The following is an 18,198-nucleotide window of genomic DNA, read 5'->3' as shown; positions in this document are numbered from 1 at the left end:
GTTAGGGGCTTCCAAATAAAAAATATCTAACTATTCTGGTTAGGATAAATCTGCTATGCATAGCTGTGACAGCCTCTCTCTTACGAAAGGTTGAATAGTCTGATGCTAAATTTAGCTGACTATGCCAGCACTAAAAATTTGCTCTGCTGTCAAATCTAACTCTGGAAAAGTTGGCGACTGGATACGGTTATCTCCTCGAAATTTACTAACGCGATACTCACCTTCTTCTAAACAGCAAACTAAAATAGTCGGTTGTTTGGGTTTGCCAATAAATTCCCTACCGCCCAATGCACCATAATCGACAATCCAGTATTCAGGAATTCCCATTTCTTCATAGTCAGCGTATTTTTTCAGATAATCATCACGCCAGTTTGTACTTACCACCTCAATTACTAAAGGAATTGATGCTGCTTTAGTAACAGTTGATGCTTTTTTCCACAGAGGTTCATTAACTAAATTAGTAAGATTTAGGAGCAGCAAATCTGGCGAGTAAGCTGATTCGTTTTCAAGTGGTTTAACTAATACTGTTTTTGGTATACCATAGGTTAGACTGAGGCGACTATATTCTAAAGTGATTTTTGTTGATAAAAATACAACAATCTCTTCATGGTCGCCTGTTGGTTGAGGCATTTCTACTACTACTCCATCATATAGTTCGTAACGTTGTCCCCTGTTATCTGGATATTTAGCAACGAACTCATCGAATGTAACTACTTTGCCTAAGACTTGAGTCATAGCTTGATTCCTCAATTGTGCAAATTATAGCAACTTTATTTGTACTTATTAATTCATCAATATTAATACTTATTCATTGGTATACTTTGATTCAATTAAAGTTGCGAAAATGTAATATTCAGCAGCTAATTTTTGGCTAAAAGACTAGAATTTGGGTGGTAGCTTCCTCAATTTATATGTATAACATTAGGAAGCCAACTTCAAGCTATTTTTTAACGGGAGGTCAGGTAATGGCGATCGCCACTATTAATCCCGCCACTGGGGAGACGCTCAAAACCTTTGAGGCGCTCAATGACGCAGAAATTGCCGCTAAACTCGATTTAGCTAATCAGACTTTTGAACAGTATCGTCAGACTAGTTTCTCTGAGCGATCGCAATGGTTAGAAAAAGCTGCTGATATTTTAGAGCAAGACAAAGCAGAATTTGCTAAGTTAATGACTCTAGAAATGGGTAAACCATTTAAAGCTGCGATCGCGGAAGTCGAAAAATGCGCCCTCGTCTGTCGCTACTATGCCGAACACGCCCCTAGTTTTTTAGCTGATGTCAGTATAAAAACTGATGCCAGTCAGAGCTTTGTACGTTATCAACCAATGGGTGCGATTCTCGCGGTGATGCCGTGGAATTTCCCTTTTTGGCAAGTTTTCCGTTTTGCCGCACCCGCCCTGATGGCGGGGAATGTTGGCTTACTCAAACACGCTTCTAACGTGCCGCAGTGTGCCTTAGCAATAGAAGATATTATCCGACGGGCAGGTTTTCCTGAAGGTGCGTTTCAAACTCTATTAATCGGCGCTGCCAAAGTTGCCGATTTAATGGCTGATGACCGCGTAAAAGCTGCTACCTTGACCGGAAGCGAACCAGCAGGTGCATCCCTCGCCGTCGCCGCCGGCAAACAAATTAAAAAAACAGTTTTGGAATTAGGAGGAAGTGACCCGTTTATTGTGTTAGAAAGTGCTGACTTAGAGGCAGCAGTTGTCACAGCTACTACAGCGCGGATGTTAAATAACGGGCAATCATGTATTGCAGCGAAACGTTTTATTGTCGCAGATGCGATCGCAGACAAATTTGAAAAATTGCTTTTAGAAAAATTTGAGGCGCTGAAAGTAGGCGATCCTATGGAACCAGATACCGATTTAGGGCCACTGGCAACACCTGGTATTCTCCAGGATTTAGATCAACAAGTACAAGACGCCATCAGCAGCGGTGGTAAAGTCCTCACCGGTGGACATCCTTTATCAGATCGTTCTGGAAACTTTTATCCGCCAACGATTATCATAGATATCCCGCCTGATACACCAATTGCAAAAGAAGAATTCTTTGGCCCGGTAGCCTTGTTATTCCGGGTTCCAGATATTGATGCAGCCATTAAACTCGCTAATGACTCACCCTTTGGCTTAGGTGCAAGTGCTTGGACAACCAACAACCAAGAGAGCGATCGCTTGGTTGAGGAAATTGAAGCCGGTGCCGTGTTTATCAACAGTATGGTCAAATCCGATCCTCGGTTGCCCTTTGGTGGCATCAAGCGTTCTGGATATGGCAGAGAATTGAGTATCCAAGGTATACATGAGTTTGTCAATGTTAAAACCGTGTGGGTTAAATGATTAGTCATTGGTCATTGGTCATTAGTCATTAGTCAAAAAACAAATGACAAAGGACAAAGGACAAATGACTAATGACTAAAGTCTTATTCGTTGCTAGTTAGGAAATAAAATGAATACAGCCGAATTATTGGTGCAGTGCCTAGAAAATGAAGGAGTGCAATATATTTTTGGACTCCCTGGTGAAGAAAACCTGCACGTTTTGGAAGCATTAAAACATTCTTCCATTAAATTTATTACGACTCGTCATGAACAGGGTGCAGCATTCATGGCCGATGTTTATGGACGCTTAACCGGAAAAGCCGGAGTATGTCTTTCTACTCTTGGCCCTGGGGCAACTAATTTGATGACTGGGGTAGCAGATGCTAACCTCGATGGTGCGCCCTTAGTAGCGATTACTGGTCAAGTGGGAACAGATAGAATGCACATTGAATCCCATCAATATTTAGATTTGGTGGCAATGTTTGCACCTGTTACCAAGTGGAATAAGCAGATTGTGCGACCGAGTATTACACCCGAAGTAGTGCGGAAAGCATTTAAGCGATCGCAATCTGAAAAACCTGGTGCAGTTCACATCGATTTGCCAGAAAATATTGCTGCTATGCCCGTCGAAGGCAAACCTTTACGTAAGGATAGTGGCGAAAAAACTTATGCATCTTTTGCTAGCATTCGGGCAGCAGCAGCCGCAATTTGCCAAGCCGTTAACCCATTAATCTTAGTCGGAAATGGGGCAATTCGCGCTCATGCAAGTGATGCAGTCACGCAATTTGCCACCTTGCTAAATATACCTGTTGCCAATACTTTTATGGGTAAAGGCGTAATTCCCTACACACATCAATTAGCTTTGTGGTCAGTAGGATTACAGCAAAGAGATTTTATTACCTGTGGCTTTGATAACACAGATTTAGTAATTGCGATCGGCTATGATTTGATTGAGTTTTCCCCCAAGAAATGGAATCGTAATGGTGAAATTCCCATTGTGCATATTGGGGTAAGTCCGGCGGAAATTGATAGTAGTTATATTCCCAACGCCGAAGTCGTGGGAGATATTTCAGATTCCCTCTATGAAATCTTAAAATTAGCAGACAGACAAGGCAAACCAGATCCCTTTGCTATTAGCTTAAGATCGGAGATTCGCGCTGATTACGAACAGTATGCCCATGATGATGGATTTCCCATCAAGCCGCAAAAGTTAATTTATGACTTACGCCAAGTGATGGGCCCAGATGATATCGTCATCTCGGATGTTGGCGCACATAAAATGTGGATGGCTCGGCATTATCATTGCCATAGCCCCAATACTTGCATAATTTCCAACGGCTTCGCGGCTATGGGTATTGCCATTCCTGGCGCTTTAGCAGCAAAACTGGTTCATCCCAAGCGCAAAGTCGTTGCTGTCACAGGTGATGGTGGCTTTATGATGAATTCCCAAGAATTGGAAACAGCCTTGCGTGTCGGTACGCCCTTTGTCACCATAATTTTCAATGATGGTGGCTATGGGTTAATTGAGTGGAAGCAAGAAAATCAATTTGGTAAAGGAAACTCATCCTTTGTGCATTTTAGCAATCCTGATTTTGTTAAATTCGCCGAAAGCATGGGTTTAAAAGGCTATCGAGTTGAATCGGCTTTAGATTTGATTCCCACTTTGAAAGAAGCCCTCGCTCAAGATGTACCCGCCGTGATAGATTGTCCCGTAGATTATCGGGAGAATCACCGCTTCAGTCAAAAAGCCGGCGAGTTGACTTGTGCGTTGTAAAAATTAGAGACGCGATTAATCGCGTCTGTACAAGAGTTAGGAGTTATTTATTCCTAACTCCTTTAGTGTTTTGGTAGGGTACGTTAGCCTTTGGCGTAACGTACCGCTTTACTTCACTTTATTTATAAATAATATTTCTCCTCTTTCTTTGCGTCCTCTGCGTCCTTTGCGGTTCGTTAAAAAAACCACGAGTATCGAAGACTCGTTTAGGAGTATCAAAGACTCGTCCGCGAGTATCAAAGACTCGTTTAGGAGTATCAAAGACTCGTCCGCGAGTATCAAAGACTCATTCACGAGTATCAAAGACTCATTCACGAGTATCAAAGACTCATTCACGAGTATCAAAGACTCATTCACGAGTATCAAAGACTCGTTTACAATAAATTAGAAGTTATTGATTTTAACTCATCACTGATTTTTACTCTTACTTAATCGTTTTCTGGTTGGATATTTGTGCTTTCCTGCTTTTGGGCAATATCTTCTACTGCTTCGCATTGCCTTTTGTCAATATCTGACTTAATAATGAGTCCCTTAGTATTGAGCGCTATTTCAACTTGGTATTGACCATTGACCATATTAATAGCGGCGTAGGTTACTGTACCAAACATCATCACTCCGCAAAGTGATAAGGTAATTTGCAGAATTCCCAATTCTCGTTTCATTTTTAAAGCCCCTAATCCCTTACATTCCCATTACAACTTGGTGCTGGCTGAGAACGGAGTTGAGAAATAGTCATCCATTAGACGAGTTGTTAGTTGATTATCGGTTAAGTTCAGGATGACTATAATTCCTAGAGTGTAAGACGTTATAGCTAAACAGCTTTGTTATTTAGCGAGTATGAAAAGCTGATATACTCACAGCAGTTTCTCGATGAGGAATGATGGCGCGATCGCTCCGAGTAGCCCCAGAGTATATTGAAAAAGTTAAGTCAGCACCTCAGCGTAACGGCTATCCCAGCCAGCAGTCCTTGGCTACTGATATAGGATTTTCTCTCTCCACAGTCAAAAGCTTTCTCACAGGCAAACCTGTTGACTATCTAAATTTTGTAGAACTTAGCAAAAAACTGGGGTTAGAGTGGCAAGACATTGCATACAAAGAACCAGAAACTCAACCACCGAAACCTCAGCCAACTAACGGGGAAGCATCACCCTTCATCACTGGCGCACCCATAACCCAACCGCGTTACTTTTTTGGACGCGAAAAAGAATTAAAACGTCTCTTCAATCTACTAAAACGCCATCCCCTACAAAACGCCGCCATTATCGGTAAAAAGCGTAGCGGTAAAACATCCCTGCTGCACTACTTAAAAAATATCACCACCACCTCAGCAGAACAACTGCGTCTTGAGCAAAAATCTGACTGGCTACCGCATCCAGAAAATTACTGTTGGATTTTTGTAGACTTGCAAGACGCACGAATGCAAAGCCGAGAAGGACTGCTAAAGTACATCCTAGAATCACTGAAGATGCAAGTGCCAACACCTTGCAATTTAGATCGTTTCATGGATGTAGTCAGCGATAATTTGCATTCTCCTACGGTCATCTTATTGGATGAGATTAGTGTTGGCTTGCAACGCTGTTCAGAATTAGATGATGGCTTTTGGGAATGTTTGCGGTCTTTGGCAACTAACCATACAGGGGGGAATCTAGCATTTGTTTTGGCTACTCCCGAATCACCGATTGACATGGCGCGAAACACAGGACACAGTTCACCCTTTTTCAATATTTTCGGCTATATCGCATATCTGGGAGCATTGACTGAGATAGAAGCGCGAGAATTGATAGCGAGTTCGCCCATTGCTTTCACCGACGAAGATGTGGAGTGGATTTTGACACAAAGTTGCTGCTGTCCACTGTTGTTACAAATTCTGTGTAGAGAAAGATTATTTAACTTAGAAGAAGGGGAGAATGATGATAATTGGCGTGAGGAAGGTTTACTACAAATGAAACCGTTTGCTGATTTATTAGATTCATAACTAGCAGAGTAACTATGAAAGCACACCGAATTGAAACAAAATTAACTAAAAACGGAACCTTGATTCTTGAGGATTTACCGTTTAAGGCTGGGGAAGCTGTTGAAATTATCATTCTAGAAACTCAGACTCGTCCCCAAGAAGCGAATTTGTATCCTTTGCGTGGCAAACAACCCTACCGTTATGACGATCCTTTTGAACCTGCTGTGCCTCTGGAAGATTGGGAAGTCTTGCAATGATTATACTGGATACCCATATATGGGTTTGGTGGGTTCAAGGTGATGCAAGACTGACCAAACAACATCAGAACTGGCTGCAACAATATGAATCCCAAGGATTAGGAATCAGCATAATGTCTTGTTGGGAAGTTGCCAAATTGGTAGAGATTGGCAAGCTAACTCTACCGTCTCCAGTTGAGGAATGGTTAACAGAAGCTTTAGCTTATCCAGGAGTGCAACTACTCGAACTGACAATTCCAATTATTGTTGAATCAACCAAACTCACAGGTTTTCACCGAGATCCATTTGACCAAGTTATTGTAGCCACTGCCAGAATTTACAACTCTCCTTTACTAACTGTTGACGCCAAAATTCTGGCATATCCTGGGGTGCAAACTCTCAAAAAGTGAAAGAAAAGTTGGCGTTCCTGAATTAACCTATGAATTGTTCTGATTCAGCAACGCCGAGTATTAAATAGGAGTGCAGAAAAGTTGACTTCACCACAACGACCCCCCAACGCCTACACAGATGCATCCCAGCAGCACCCCAACTTAATACTCGGTAGCTTGCAACTGCTTTTCTGGCTTGTTTTCCGCCCTTCAGCATGGCATAACCACCTCAAGTGCATTGACCTTATTTTAGACACTGACTCCTCTTTGATTATCTTGTTGAGACAAGGGCGATGGCGAAACCTTGCTCTGTGGAGGCTGTTCATCCAGGGATTGTTTATCTTACCTATCCTGGTTAACTTATTATTGGGCTTGATGCTATGGGTATTGGGTGAACCAATCGTAAATATAGCTTTTCGCGTGGTGTTCGGTGTGGCGGGAGGCGTGGCGTTTCGCATGGCGGAAAGCGTGGCGTTCGGTGTGGCGTTCTGCGTGGCGAAAAGCGTGGCGTTCGGCGTGGCGGAAAGCGTTGCGGAAAGCGTGGTGTTCGGGATAGGATTCGGCGTGGCGTTCGGCGTGGCGTTTGGCATGGCGTTTGGTGTGGTGGAAAGCGTGGCGTTAAGCATGGCGTTAAGTGTGGTGTTCGGTGTGGCGTTCTGCGTGACGTTCGGTGTGGCGGGAGGCGTGGCGTTCGGCGTGGCGTTCGGCGTGGCGTTAAGCGTGGTGTTCGGCGTGGCGTTAAGCGTGGTGTTCGGCGTGGCGTTAAGCGTGGTGTTCGGCGTGGCGGGAGGCGTGGCGTTCGGTGTGGCATTCTGCCTGGTGTTCGGCGTGGCGTTAAGCGTGGCGGAAGGCGTGGCGGAAGGCGTGGGAGTAGCTATTAACTCTTGGCGACCTGTTGTATCATTTCCATTTCTCCTTGTCTGGAATTATCTCCTCTATAGATTAGACAAACGACGTAATGCTAAAAGCCCTTGCTTATTGCGCTTTCACTCAGCCTTCTGGGATGAGTGGCAGCATTTACATCTGCCTGATTTGGACGAACATCTTCTCTTCGTAATTGAACATAACCCAGTAGAAGGCAAAGCTGCCCTCGAATACCTAAGTATCAGCCCACAACGCTGGGCAGCACAAGCTGCACAAATTGAACTAGATGCACGCAGTTTAGAAGGCTGTAGTGATGTCGAAGCTATCCGTAAAGCTCATCGCAGTCTTCTAACTAGCGAACTAGAGAGTGAAGTTAGCCTTCTACTACGAATCTTTAGCCGTATCAGTGAGGATGTAGATGCTGCTCTCAATCAAGCAAGTGCTTATAACCAACGCTTACTCCTCAGAGATGTTGCAGATAAATTAAATCTACAGTTGCAGAACTTCGCTCGTAGCAGCGACAAATACACAGTCCGTTTCTACCCCATTATCAAAAGTTGGCGTGAGATAGTCATCAACTATATAGATGAACTGACTAAAATTACTGAACTGCGCCAAGAAATTGACTCGCCTTACATTACTGGTAATCCCCTCACACTAGAGCAAGAAATTTTCACGGGGCGCGATGAAATTGGCTTACGCATTGAGCAGTTGCTTTTAGATCGCCGTCGTCCACCTCTGCTACTATACGGTCAGCGACGCATGGGTAAAACTTCCCTCCTCAATAACATCGGAAAGTTACTACCTAGTAACATCATCCCCATGTTTGTAGACTTGCAAGGCGCACCTTCATCAGCTAGTGACCATGCAGGTTTTCTCTACAACCTGGCTAGAGAGATGGAGAAGTCAGCGAAAAAGCAAGGTGTAACTCTACCGTCCCTAGCCCGCGAAGTGTTAAAATCTGACCCCTTCACCTATTTCGATGAATGGCTAGATAAAGTAGAACAGGCTCTAGAACAAAATACCGCCTTACTAGCGCTAGATGAATTCGAGGTGCTAGACAACGCCATAACCAAAGGTCGCTTTGATGAACAGGATGTTTTGGGAATGCTGCGTCACCTCATTCAACATCGTCCCCGCTTTAAGGTGCTGCTAGCTGGCTCTCATACTATCGAAGAATATCAGCGCTGGGCTAGTTATCTCATTAATGTCCAAGTAGTGCATATCTCCTACCTCAAAGAAGCGGAAGCACGACAATTAATTGAACGTCCCGTCAAAGATTTTACTCTCCGCTATGAACCTAACGCCGTTGAGCGAGTGCTACAACTCACCCGTTGTCATCCATTCTTAGTACAACTACTCTGTGCGGAAATTATCGTTCTCAAAAACGAACAAGACCCTTCTATCCGGCGATTGGCAACTTTAGCAGATGTGGAAGCCGCGATACCAGAAGCTTTGCAAAGTGGTGGCTTTTTCTTTGCTGATATTCAAAACAACCAAGTTGATGCGACTGGACAAGCTATTCTACGTTTTATCGCCGCTCAAGGGGAAGGGGCTATAGTTAGCCGCCAAAGTTTATTACAAGAGTTTCCCGATGCTGATATTACTTTTAACTTGCTGTTGCAACGGGAGTTAATTGAGGAAGTTGACGACGGCTATCGCTTCCAAGTGGAGTTGATTCGCCGCTGGTTTGTTTGAATCATGTCCGTTAAATTAACTTATGACAAATACTATTTACGCTGACGTAATTGCTCTACTATATATTCTTCCAGTTCTTGTTTTTCTCTGTTACTAGCATTTCGTTGATAAGTTCTTCCGGTTTCTTGGATAAACCTACGTTTCTCGCTGGGAGAAGATTTGAGTTTACCTCCAGTTCCTTGAAGCTTTAGCTGTAATTCTTCCCAAGTTTTTTCACCCACACTTTCACCTAGTTTGATCAGTGCCTTTGGGAGTAATATTTTTGCCTCTCGTTGAAAATCTTCTTCTGTCTCAAGGGAAGCTAAATCTATATTGCTAAAGTCGATATCGATTTGAAACTTACTCATAGAATTGTATTTATTCTGTTCAAAATTATTACCACAATTGGGGGAAGATGGGTTTTCAATTTTCAGCTACGATCTGAGGATAGTATGATTGTACTGTTTGAAGTTGATAACTGAGTTGAAAACATCAATTCCGAAAGTTGATTGAATACTTCCGGTAGTATAGCCCTACTTAATCATTCACAACAAGATTCCTGACTTATTAAAAGTAAGTAGGGAATCTGAGCCTTTTGATTTTCACTTATACAATAAGATTGCTATATCTTCAGAAAGAAGACATAGCACTAATCTCCGTACAACCAAGTTAGCAATATTAGAAATGCTATCTTAAAGGCAAGGTCATTTGCTCAAACTTTGAGGATAATACTATGACTACAACGCTCAAAGAGGCTAATTCTATTGAGTCATTGCTAGGTAAAGAGGCTGAAGACCTGCTTACCCACAAAGCAAAAGTTTCTCGTGATTTAATACATTTGCCGGGGCCAGACTTTGTAGATCGAATCTGGCTTAACAGCGATCGCAATCCTCAAGTATTGCGTAATCTCCATCTACTTTACTCTACTGGTCGTCTGGCAAACACAGGTTATCTCTCGATTTTACCAGTAGACCAAGGGATTGAACACTCAGCTGGTGCGTCTTTTGCGCCCAATCCGATTTACTTCGATCCAGAAAATATTATCAAGCTAGCGATCGCCGCAGGTTGCAATGCTGTTGCTACCACTTTGGGAACATTAGGCATCGTATCACGGAAATATGCCCACAAAATTCCCTTTATTGCCAAAATCAATCACAACGAATTGCTGACTTTCCCTAATCAATTTGACCAAGTATTGTTTGCTGATGTCGAACAAGCTTGGAATTTAGGGGCGGCGGCGGTAGGTGCGACAATTTACTTTGGTTCCGAGAATTCTACCAGACAAATTCAGGAAATCAGCAAAGCTTTTAAACGCGCCCATGAACTGGGTTTGGCAACAATTCTCTGGTGCTATCTGCGGAATAACGCTTTTAAACAAGACAAAGATTACCACCTTGCAGCCGACCTCACCGGACAGGCGAATCATTTGGGTGTAACAATTGAAGCCGACATCATTAAACAAAAGTTACCCGAAAATAACAATGGTTACGGTGCTGTTGCCAAAGCCAGTGGTAAAAGTTACGGCAAAACTGATGAGCGTGTTTACACAGAATTGACAACCGATCACCCAATTGATTTAACTCGTTACCAAGTACTAAATTGCTACTCTGGGCGTGTGGGGTTGATTAATTCTGGTGGCGCGACTGGTAAAAATGACTTCGCCGAAGCAATACGCACCGCCGTAATCAACAAACGCGCTGGTGGTTCAGGATTAATTTCTGGGCGAAAGACCTTCCAACGTCCTTTTGAGGAAGGTGTAAAACTGTTTCATACCATTCAGGATGTTTATTTGTCGCCGGATGTGACGATAGCTTAGGGAGTGGGGAGTGGGGAGTTATATCATGTCCACATAATTAGTTATGCTAACCACAGTCATACACCCCACCCCCAGCCCCTCCCCGCAAGCGGGGAGGGGAGACAAAGCATAGCTTTGGCGGGGGTGGGGTTCTTCGGGTTTAATAAGCAATCAAGCGGACATGATATTAGGAGTTATAACAATTCTTTGCCCAATGCCCCATGCCCAATGCCCAATGCCCAATACCCATTGTTATCTAACGTTTCTCAATAAGAAATCTGGCTGACCACAGCTTTTTTGCGATCGCTTCAAAATCTCGGCGCTACAAATACCAGGTTCGCCGTTTTTGGAATAACAAAAGAAGACTTCTTGTAAAAATCTTCCTGAACCAGAACAAAAAGGTGCTACACCATCAGCAGTAATTTGATTATTAGCACTCACAAATGAATTTTTAAAATTTGTAATTGTGGTACGCACGGGTTTATTAGGACGATTATAAGCTGCGGGAATAGCGATCGCATCTTTTAACTTTTTACTCAATCCCAAGTATTCCGCAGGAGTTTTCCCCGAACAAGTACCATGTTTTTCCCATTCATGATCGTAAAGTTTATTACTAGCATACAAATTGGGAAACCGTCGCTTTACTTCCGACGGTAATTTTTGTGTAGAACAATTAGCAGGATAACCAGCTTGGTACTGCGGCCACAAACCATGTAGTACAAAACCGAGTTTCTTTCCAGAACCGCACTGCTGCGGGTCACGAGTACCATTTTTTGCACAATAATCCGGCGACCAAGAGAGTGTCAGTACATAAAAGTCAAATTTTCCCGGAGTACCGCGATTTTGAGCAATGGCAGCATTAGGTATAAAAAGACTAGTAATTAGCAGAGAAGATGCAATTAAAAGTTTCTTAATCTGCATAAAAACAGTTAGTTTCCACTAAAAATAAAGTTATATACGATACATTCTTAAGAGTCAATAATCAAACTGCTTTGCGGAGTCATTTGTCATTTGTCATTGGTCATTAGTCCTTTGTCATTATTTATTTCTTATTCTCCCCTGCTCCTCTGCCCCTCTGCCCCTCTGCCCCTCTGCCCCTCTGCCCCTCTGCCCCTCTGCCCCTCTGCCCCTCTGCCCCTCTGCCTCCCTGCCTCCCCTGCTCCCTCATCTCCCCAATCCCCAACGAATTCAGAAAAAGCAAATCTTGGTAATGATTCTGGGATATCCTTAGATAAGTGAAAGATTTGCCAAAAATAGTAAGAATGAAGCTGGCAGCAAGAGTAAGTCAGGTAACACCTTCATTAACCTTAGCGATCGCAGCCAAGGCTAAGGCACTGAAGGCGGAAGGAATAGATGTTTGTAGTTTTAGCGCTGGAGAACCAGATTTTGATACCCCAGCGCATATTAAAGCCGCAGCAGTCAAAGCTTTGGAAGAAGGCAAAACCAAATATGGTGCAGCAGCCGGAGAACCAAAGTTAAGGGAAGCGATCGCCCACAAGCTTAAAATTGATAACGGTCTTGATTACAAGTCTGAGAATGTCATCGTCACCAATGGCGGTAAGCATTCTCTTTACAACTTAATCGTGGCGCTAATCGATCCAGGTGATGAGGTAATTATCCCTGCACCCTACTGGCTAAGTTATCCCGAAATGGTGACTTTGGTCGGTGGAGTCCCGGTAATTGTGCCTACAGATGCCACGACGGGTTATAAAATTACTCCCGAACAACTCCGTAAAGCAATCACGCCGAAAACAAAGTTATTTATCCTCAACTCCCCATCTAATCCCACAGGGATGGTTTACACGCCAGATGAAATCAAAGCACTGGCACAGGTAATAGTTGATGCAGATATCTTTGTTGTCTCTGATGAGATTTACGAAAAGATTCTCTACGACGGTGCAGAACATATCAGCATCGGTTCTCTGGGGAAGGAAATTTTTGACCGCACTTTGATTAGTAATGGCTTTGCGAAAGCTTATTCCATGACTGGGTGGCGTCTCGGCTATTTAGCGGGGCCTGTGGAAATCATTAAAGCAGCCAGTACCATCCAAGGGCATAGTACATCTAACGTGTGTACCTTTGCCCAATATGGTGCGATCGCAGCGCTACAAAGTTCTCAAGATTGTGTCGAAGAAATGCGCCAAGCCTTCGCCAAACGCCGACAGGTAATGCTAGACAGACTCAACGCCATTCCCGGTTTGAGTACCGCAAAACCAGATGGCGCTTTTTATCTGTTCCCTGATATCAGCAAAACCGGTCTAAAATCCCTAGAATTTTGTGACGCTTTGTTGGAAGAACATCAAGTTGCAGTCATTCCCGGAATTGCTTTTGGCGCTGATGACAACATTCGCCTTTCCTACGCCACAGATATGGCGACGATTGAAAAGGGAATGGATAGATTAGAAAAATTTGTCAAGTCGCGTATTTAGTTGGTTGTCATTTGTCAGTTGTCACTTGTCATTTGTGAGGAGAATTTATCAACTCTTCAACTATTTAACTCCACCTTTTCGACTCAGAACGGGTGGAGTTCATTTTTAAACCTCAAGTTCGGAGTTGCGACGCTCAAGTTTCGTGTTCTGAAGCTCAAGTTCCAGAGATTTTTAGTAAAACATTGCTTGTTTCATTGGCTCTATGTCATCTAAAGAGAACTCACGGGATTCAAGATAATATAAGATTGCTTCAATAGGATCTCGTGCTTCGGTTGGGTAATGCCTTTGCTCGTATGCTTTCACAAGCGTAGTTAAAACTTCCAAGCGGTCAAATTCTGGTGTATTAAGTTCTGCATCAAACAATCTTTCGATTTCATCAAGTGCAGCACGATAATCAGCTTCGGTGTGGATAAGATGGGTTTTAAGCATAGATATTACTTCCTCAAATACTTATTGCATCTACGTTGTCGTATTCTTTAAAAAATTATGCCCGTTGAAGGCAATTATGCTGCCAACATCACCGAATATGAACAAAATATACGGAATAACTTTATTTCTTCATTCATAAAATAATGAAAAGTTTGATACTGTCAAAAGTTTTGATTTCAACTTTTGGGTTGATATTTTTAGATTAGGTAAAAATCGGGGAGAACTAGGGGAGGTGTGGGAGGTGTGGGAGGTGTGGGAGGTGTGGGAGGATGGGGAAGAAGTCTTACCCCCCACACTCCCCACACTCCCCACACTCCTCTTCCCCCTCTGCGTCTTCCTATGCGCCCTCACCTCTACATCAACTGCATCTCTTGCAATCCCTGGCGTAGTCTCTTCGCCTCTTCGGGATTATACCTTTCGTGAAGGGCGATCGCTTTTTTAAAAGCTGCTAAACTATCTTGATGATTGCCAATTTTGAGCAACACTACCCCTAAATTTTGATATGCTTCGGCATAGTTGGGATTTAACGTAATTGCATGTTGATAATATACGATCGCATCTGCAAATAAACCCAAAGCCTTAAATGTCATCGCCAAATTATAATGTCCAAAAACAAAAGTGGGATCGATTTTCAAAGCTGTGGCATAAGCAGTTTTCGCACCGTTGAAATCTCCTGCTGCTTTGAGTAAGTTACCCAAGTTGTTGTATGCTCCTAGTTTGAGCATGGGATAAATTGGCAATTTGATGGCAGCTTGATAGTGAGAAATCGCCTGTGGAGATTTTTGCAACCGACTGTAGGCAATGCCTAAATGATAGTGGAGTTCATATAAAATATCGTAGTTGTCTTCAGCAACGGTGATTCCATGTCTGAGCAAATCCATACCTTGAGAAATTTTCCCAGTTTGCACATACAACGCTCCTAATTTACTGCAAACATAGGGATCGTTGGGATGAGTTGCGAGAAACCCTTCCATCGCTGTAGCGGCTTTGGCATATTTGTTATTTTCAGCGATCGCACTTTTTTGATATCCTGTGTGTACAAGGGCAACCCCAGGTAAATAACCTATTTGCCAGTGGGGTTCTTTGGTTAAAATTTCTGACACACTATCATCTACCAAGGCGTGGTAAGGACGGTCAAAACGAATATCTGGATGATTGCGGAATAGCCTGGAAACCAGAGAATAGGGAGATTGTTCTGCACCAACTTCCTGACGGACGAGGTTGATGAGCAAATATTCATCTCTTGCGATCGCCTCTCGCAACTGCGGTACAATTGCAGGAGTCAGAGTTTCATCAGCATCTAATACCAAAATCCAATCACCAGTGACATATTTGAGAGCTGCATTGCGGGCAGCACTGAAATCACTACACCATTTAAAATGATGGACTTTTGCACCGAGTTGTTGGGCAATATTGGGAGTGCGATCGATTGAGCCTGTATCCAAGACTATCATTTCATCCACTACTTTTCTCACACTGCTAAGGCATTTAGGCAGTGTTGCTGCTTCGTTTTTCACAATCATGCATAGACTCAAACTCATAATTTAAAACTTGGGAGTGGGGAGTAGTGAATAGAGGGAAGGGAGATGAGAAAGCAACATCTTTACTACCTATTTCCTTTAACAGTGATAGACTCTGCATAGTGGAAAATTTGCCTCGATTATGAAATGTTACAATCAAGGCTTTTCTATAGAGCATAAACACTGACAGATGGTGTCAATATTGACAGTGTAATGGATAGACTGTCAATATAAATAACCAGTGTCAATCTATGCCGATCCATCTGACTTTATCAGGTAATATAAAATTGCTAGCGTAGACGTAGCCCTTCCTAGACATCGCATCAGGGAGTATTGCCTGAATCTGGATTGGACTAATTAATTTAGCTGTTATTACCCATTTTTTATGATTATATAACTATAATACACATTATCTAAAAGTCATATATGTAATGAAAAACTCACTTACCAGAACATTCCAAAAATATTTGCGATCGCTGAACCGTTGGTTTTCAAATACACCAGAAAGGGCACTTTTAGAAGCTTACGAAGCCGCTCAGAGAATTAAAAACATTGAGAACGAACATTTTGATCGCAAAAAAATATCTTTACAATCAGTAAACTATACTGAAAATGTAATGTCTTATTGGCAAGTATATCTTAATAAGAACCTAACTATTATTAAGATCAGGCTTGCCGAATTCCAGCTTAGTCGCGGAATTGTCAATATTTCTAATTCTGTTTTATTAGAAAAATTGAAGATTATTGATGAAGTAGTAGAGAAATATGCTATCAAAGATGGACTAATTAACAATACTCCCTTAGTGCCAACTTATCAGCCTTTAAAAATCAATGATAACGAAATAAAAAAACAGCTAAATTCATCTAACATAAATGATACTCAAGTTCCAGATCCAATTCCAAAATCTGGACTACCTAAGATTTCTATTGGTAGAAGAATTAATAAAATTCAAGCAGATTTTGCACCACAGACAGAAGAAGAGTTTCTCAGGAATTATCGCCTTTCTAAAGGTAGAACAATAATTGCCCTGCGATTTTTGATAGTTCTCATTATCGTACCGCTTTTAACTCAATATTTATCTAAAGAATTTATTGTAACTCCAATACTAGAAAGGGTTAGAGGAGATAATGTAACTAAAATATTCATCAACTCTGACATGGAAAAAGAAGCTCTCCACGAATTACATAATTTTCAAGAAGAACTGAGATTTGAATATTTTCTTAATCAAGCACCGTCACTTTCTTCAGAGCTAACACAAGAAAAAATCAAAAGTAAAGCAATTGAAATCTCTGAAGAATTTAGCAAAAAAAGTAATAGTAGTATTAGTAATGCTTTTGCTGATTTAATCTCACTCTTTTCTTTTGGTATAGTTATCGCTATGAGCAAAAGAGAAATTGTGATTCTTAAGTCTTTTATGGATACCACTGTCTCTGGTCTCAGCGATAGTGCCAAGGCTTTTTTAATTATTCTGTTTACAGATATATTTGTAGGATTTCACTCACCAGATGGATGGGAAGTGCTTCTTGCAGGATTGGCAGAACATTTAGGTCTACCAGCCAGTACAAATGTCATCTTTTTCTTTATTGCTACATTTCCTGTGATTTTAAACACTATCTTTAAATACTGGATATTCCGCTATCTCAGTCGTTTATCTCCATCGGCATTAGCTACATTAAAAGAGATGGACGAGTAATTTGTAATTATCTAATGCCAAAATTCACTTACTTTGAGTAAAGAATATATTTCTTACCAGAAATCAATTAATTACAAATTACGAATTATTTTCACGCATTTGTCTTTTGATTCGCTAGGCTATGTATATCCTGGTTTTCCCGAAGTATACTATGGATTTTGAAAGCAAAGTTAATGCCTCAACTCCTACAGACAACATAGAGTTTGCTCAACCAACTACTACCCGTAAGCCGCTAGAACTGCTGCGAGATACTGAGGCTTTACTTCGTCGCCCCACTGTAGCGAAACTGTCGCCGATTTTGCCACCAAAACTGAGCAATAGATTCCAAGCAACCTCATCTTTGGCGGATGACTCCTTTAAGGAACTGGCAGAAATTGACCTAAATACTATTAGTGATTTTGAACTGCGTCCCGCACGAATTCTTGTTGGCTTGAGCCTTGTTGGTTTTGGGGCACTCATGATATTGGTGCTACTGTTATACTTAAATACATTGCATCCCAAAACCAGTACAGTTGTGCAGATTCGGCAATACTGGTATCAATATATTTGGTTTGTCTGTTTAGGTATCACGGGGATGTTTATTTTGGGACGTGAAGCAATGCGTCCTATGCCAAAACGACGGAAGTAATTCATACAGCAGAATTCAGAATAGGCTACGCCCCGCTGCGCTAACAGGAGTAAAACACGCTTTATACCTGGGTAACAGACTTAGCTGGTGTACCTCACCAAGTTTCTGGATAAGTAGGCGGGACTAATTAAAGGGGAAAATTCAAAGTCTCTCTCCTTTTAGGAGAGAGATTTAGAGAGAGGTTTTTCAGATACCGTGAAAAGTCAGGGGTGCGTTATGGACACGCCGAAATAGCAAATGCGATCGCCAAAATAGCAAATGCGATCGCCGAAATAGCAAATGCGATCGCCGAAATAGCAAATGCGAACCCCGAAATAACAAATGCGAACCCCGAAATAGCAAATGCGAACCCCGAAATAGCAAATGCGAACCCCGAAATAGCAAATGCGAACCCCGAAATAACAAATGCGAACCCCGAAATAACAAATGCGAACCCCGAAATAGCAAATGCGAACCCCGAAATAGCAAATGCGAACCCCGAAATAGCAAATGCGAAC

Annotated in this window: 17 protein-coding genes; 11 read left to right on the top strand and 6 right to left on the bottom strand. The window is 42.2% G+C overall.

The annotated features are described in order from the left end of the window. Positions 1–111: 111 nt before the first annotated feature. A complete protein-coding gene (locus tag V7K61_RS21755; RefSeq protein WP_335056421.1) occupies positions 112–735 on the bottom strand; it encodes a Uma2 family endonuclease in 624 nt (207 codons plus the stop codon). A gap of 230 nt (positions 736–965) precedes the next feature. On the opposite strand from V7K61_RS21755, the gene V7K61_RS21750 reads away from it, so the two are divergent. Both V7K61_RS21750 and V7K61_RS21745 read left to right on the top strand, forming a co-directional pair. Beyond that, complete coding sequence (locus V7K61_RS21750; RefSeq protein WP_335056484.1) at positions 966–2,333, top strand: NAD-dependent succinate-semialdehyde dehydrogenase; 1,368 nt, start codon at positions 966–968, stop codon at positions 2,331–2,333. A gap of 109 nt (positions 2,334–2,442) precedes the next feature. Beyond that, on the top strand, positions 2,443–4,086 hold the full coding sequence (locus V7K61_RS21745) for an acetolactate synthase large subunit (RefSeq protein WP_334720128.1): 1,644 nt from the start codon (positions 2,443–2,445) through the stop codon (positions 4,084–4,086). A gap of 428 nt (positions 4,087–4,514) precedes the next feature. Here the strand turns inward: V7K61_RS21745 and V7K61_RS21740 are convergent, their stop codons facing one another. Then, positions 4,515–4,748 carry a hypothetical protein gene (locus V7K61_RS21740; protein WP_335056420.1) on the bottom strand — a complete coding sequence of 78 codons (234 nt, stop codon included), beginning with the start codon at positions 4,746–4,748 and terminating at the stop codon, positions 4,515–4,517. A 215-nt stretch (positions 4,749–4,963) separates the two neighbouring features. On the opposite strand from V7K61_RS21740, the gene V7K61_RS21735 reads away from it, so the two are divergent. The 4 genes from V7K61_RS21735 to V7K61_RS21720 all read left to right on the top strand — a co-directional run bounded on the left by V7K61_RS21735 (position 4,964) and on the right by V7K61_RS21720 (position 9,227). After that, positions 4,964–6,061 carry an ATP-binding protein gene (locus tag V7K61_RS21735; RefSeq protein WP_335056418.1) on the top strand — a complete coding sequence of 366 codons (1,098 nt, stop codon included), beginning with the start codon at positions 4,964–4,966 and terminating at the stop codon, positions 6,059–6,061. A gap of 14 nt (positions 6,062–6,075) precedes the next feature. Next, complete coding sequence (locus V7K61_RS21730) at positions 6,076–6,297, top strand: hypothetical protein (protein ID WP_334881451.1); 222 nt, start codon at positions 6,076–6,078, stop codon at positions 6,295–6,297. Beyond that, positions 6,294–6,686 (top strand): type II toxin-antitoxin system VapC family toxin, encoded by a 393-nt coding sequence (locus V7K61_RS21725; RefSeq protein ID WP_334881453.1) that lies wholly within the window; start codon positions 6,294–6,296, stop codon positions 6,684–6,686. The genes V7K61_RS21730 and V7K61_RS21725 overlap by 4 nt, the downstream gene beginning before the upstream one ends. 81 nt (positions 6,687–6,767) lie before the next feature. Then, positions 6,768–9,227: an AAA family ATPase gene (locus V7K61_RS21720; protein WP_335056416.1), complete on the top strand. Its 2,460-nt coding sequence runs from the start codon at positions 6,768–6,770 to the stop codon at positions 9,225–9,227. A 32-nt stretch (positions 9,228–9,259) separates the two neighbouring features. On the opposite strand, the gene V7K61_RS21715 is transcribed toward V7K61_RS21720, so the two are convergent. Next, positions 9,260–9,574: a hypothetical protein gene (locus V7K61_RS21715; RefSeq protein ID WP_335056414.1), complete on the bottom strand. Its 315-nt coding sequence runs from the start codon at positions 9,572–9,574 to the stop codon at positions 9,260–9,262. Between the two features lie 365 nt (positions 9,575–9,939). On the opposite strand from V7K61_RS21715, the gene V7K61_RS21710 reads away from it, so the two are divergent. Then, positions 9,940–11,022: a class I fructose-bisphosphate aldolase gene (locus V7K61_RS21710; RefSeq protein ID WP_335056412.1), complete on the top strand. Its 1,083-nt coding sequence runs from the start codon at positions 9,940–9,942 to the stop codon at positions 11,020–11,022. Positions 11,023–11,253: 231 nt separating this feature from the next. On the opposite strand, the gene V7K61_RS21705 is transcribed toward V7K61_RS21710, so the two are convergent. After that, complete coding sequence (locus V7K61_RS21705; protein ID WP_335056410.1) at positions 11,254–11,922, bottom strand: ribonuclease T2 family protein; 669 nt, start codon at positions 11,920–11,922, stop codon at positions 11,254–11,256. Between the two features lie 341 nt (positions 11,923–12,263). Here V7K61_RS21705 and V7K61_RS21700 point away from each other — a divergent pair, with 341 nt between their 5' ends. Continuing rightward, the gene (locus V7K61_RS21700) at positions 12,264–13,430 is read left to right on the top strand and encodes a pyridoxal phosphate-dependent aminotransferase (RefSeq protein WP_335056408.1); all 1,167 of its coding nucleotides are present in this window, start codon (positions 12,264–12,266) and stop codon (positions 13,428–13,430) included. Positions 13,431–13,601: 171 nt separating this feature from the next. Here V7K61_RS21700 and V7K61_RS21695 read toward each other — a convergent pair whose 3' ends face one another. After that, the gene (locus V7K61_RS21695) at positions 13,602–13,859 is read right to left on the bottom strand and encodes a helix-turn-helix domain-containing protein (protein WP_094352530.1); all 258 of its coding nucleotides are present in this window, start codon (positions 13,857–13,859) and stop codon (positions 13,602–13,604) included. Positions 13,860–14,212: 353 nt separating this feature from the next. After that, complete coding sequence (locus V7K61_RS21690) at positions 14,213–15,382, bottom strand: tetratricopeptide repeat protein (RefSeq protein WP_335056406.1); 1,170 nt, start codon at positions 15,380–15,382, stop codon at positions 14,213–14,215. 428 nt (positions 15,383–15,810) lie between these two features. Here V7K61_RS21690 and V7K61_RS21685 point away from each other — a divergent pair, with 428 nt between their 5' ends. From V7K61_RS21685 to V7K61_RS21675, 3 genes are all read left to right on the top strand, one after another. Then, positions 15,811–17,073, top strand: coding sequence for a proton extrusion protein PcxA (locus tag V7K61_RS21685; protein WP_335056404.1), 1,263 nt, complete (start codon positions 15,811–15,813; stop codon positions 17,071–17,073). Between the two features lie 151 nt (positions 17,074–17,224). Beyond that, a complete protein-coding gene (locus V7K61_RS21680) occupies positions 17,225–17,701 on the top strand; it encodes a hypothetical protein (RefSeq protein ID WP_335056402.1) in 477 nt (158 codons plus the stop codon). A 209-nt stretch (positions 17,702–17,910) separates the two neighbouring features. Beyond that, on the top strand, positions 17,911–18,198 hold a 288-nt coding region (locus tag V7K61_RS21675; protein WP_335056400.1), incomplete at its 3' end, for a hypothetical protein.

Source organism: Nostoc sp. (genome assembly GCF_036918015.1).
Classification (GTDB): Bacteria; Cyanobacteriota; Cyanobacteriia; order Cyanobacteriales; family Nostocaceae; genus Nostoc.
This window is presented reverse-complemented; position numbering and strand designations above follow the sequence as displayed.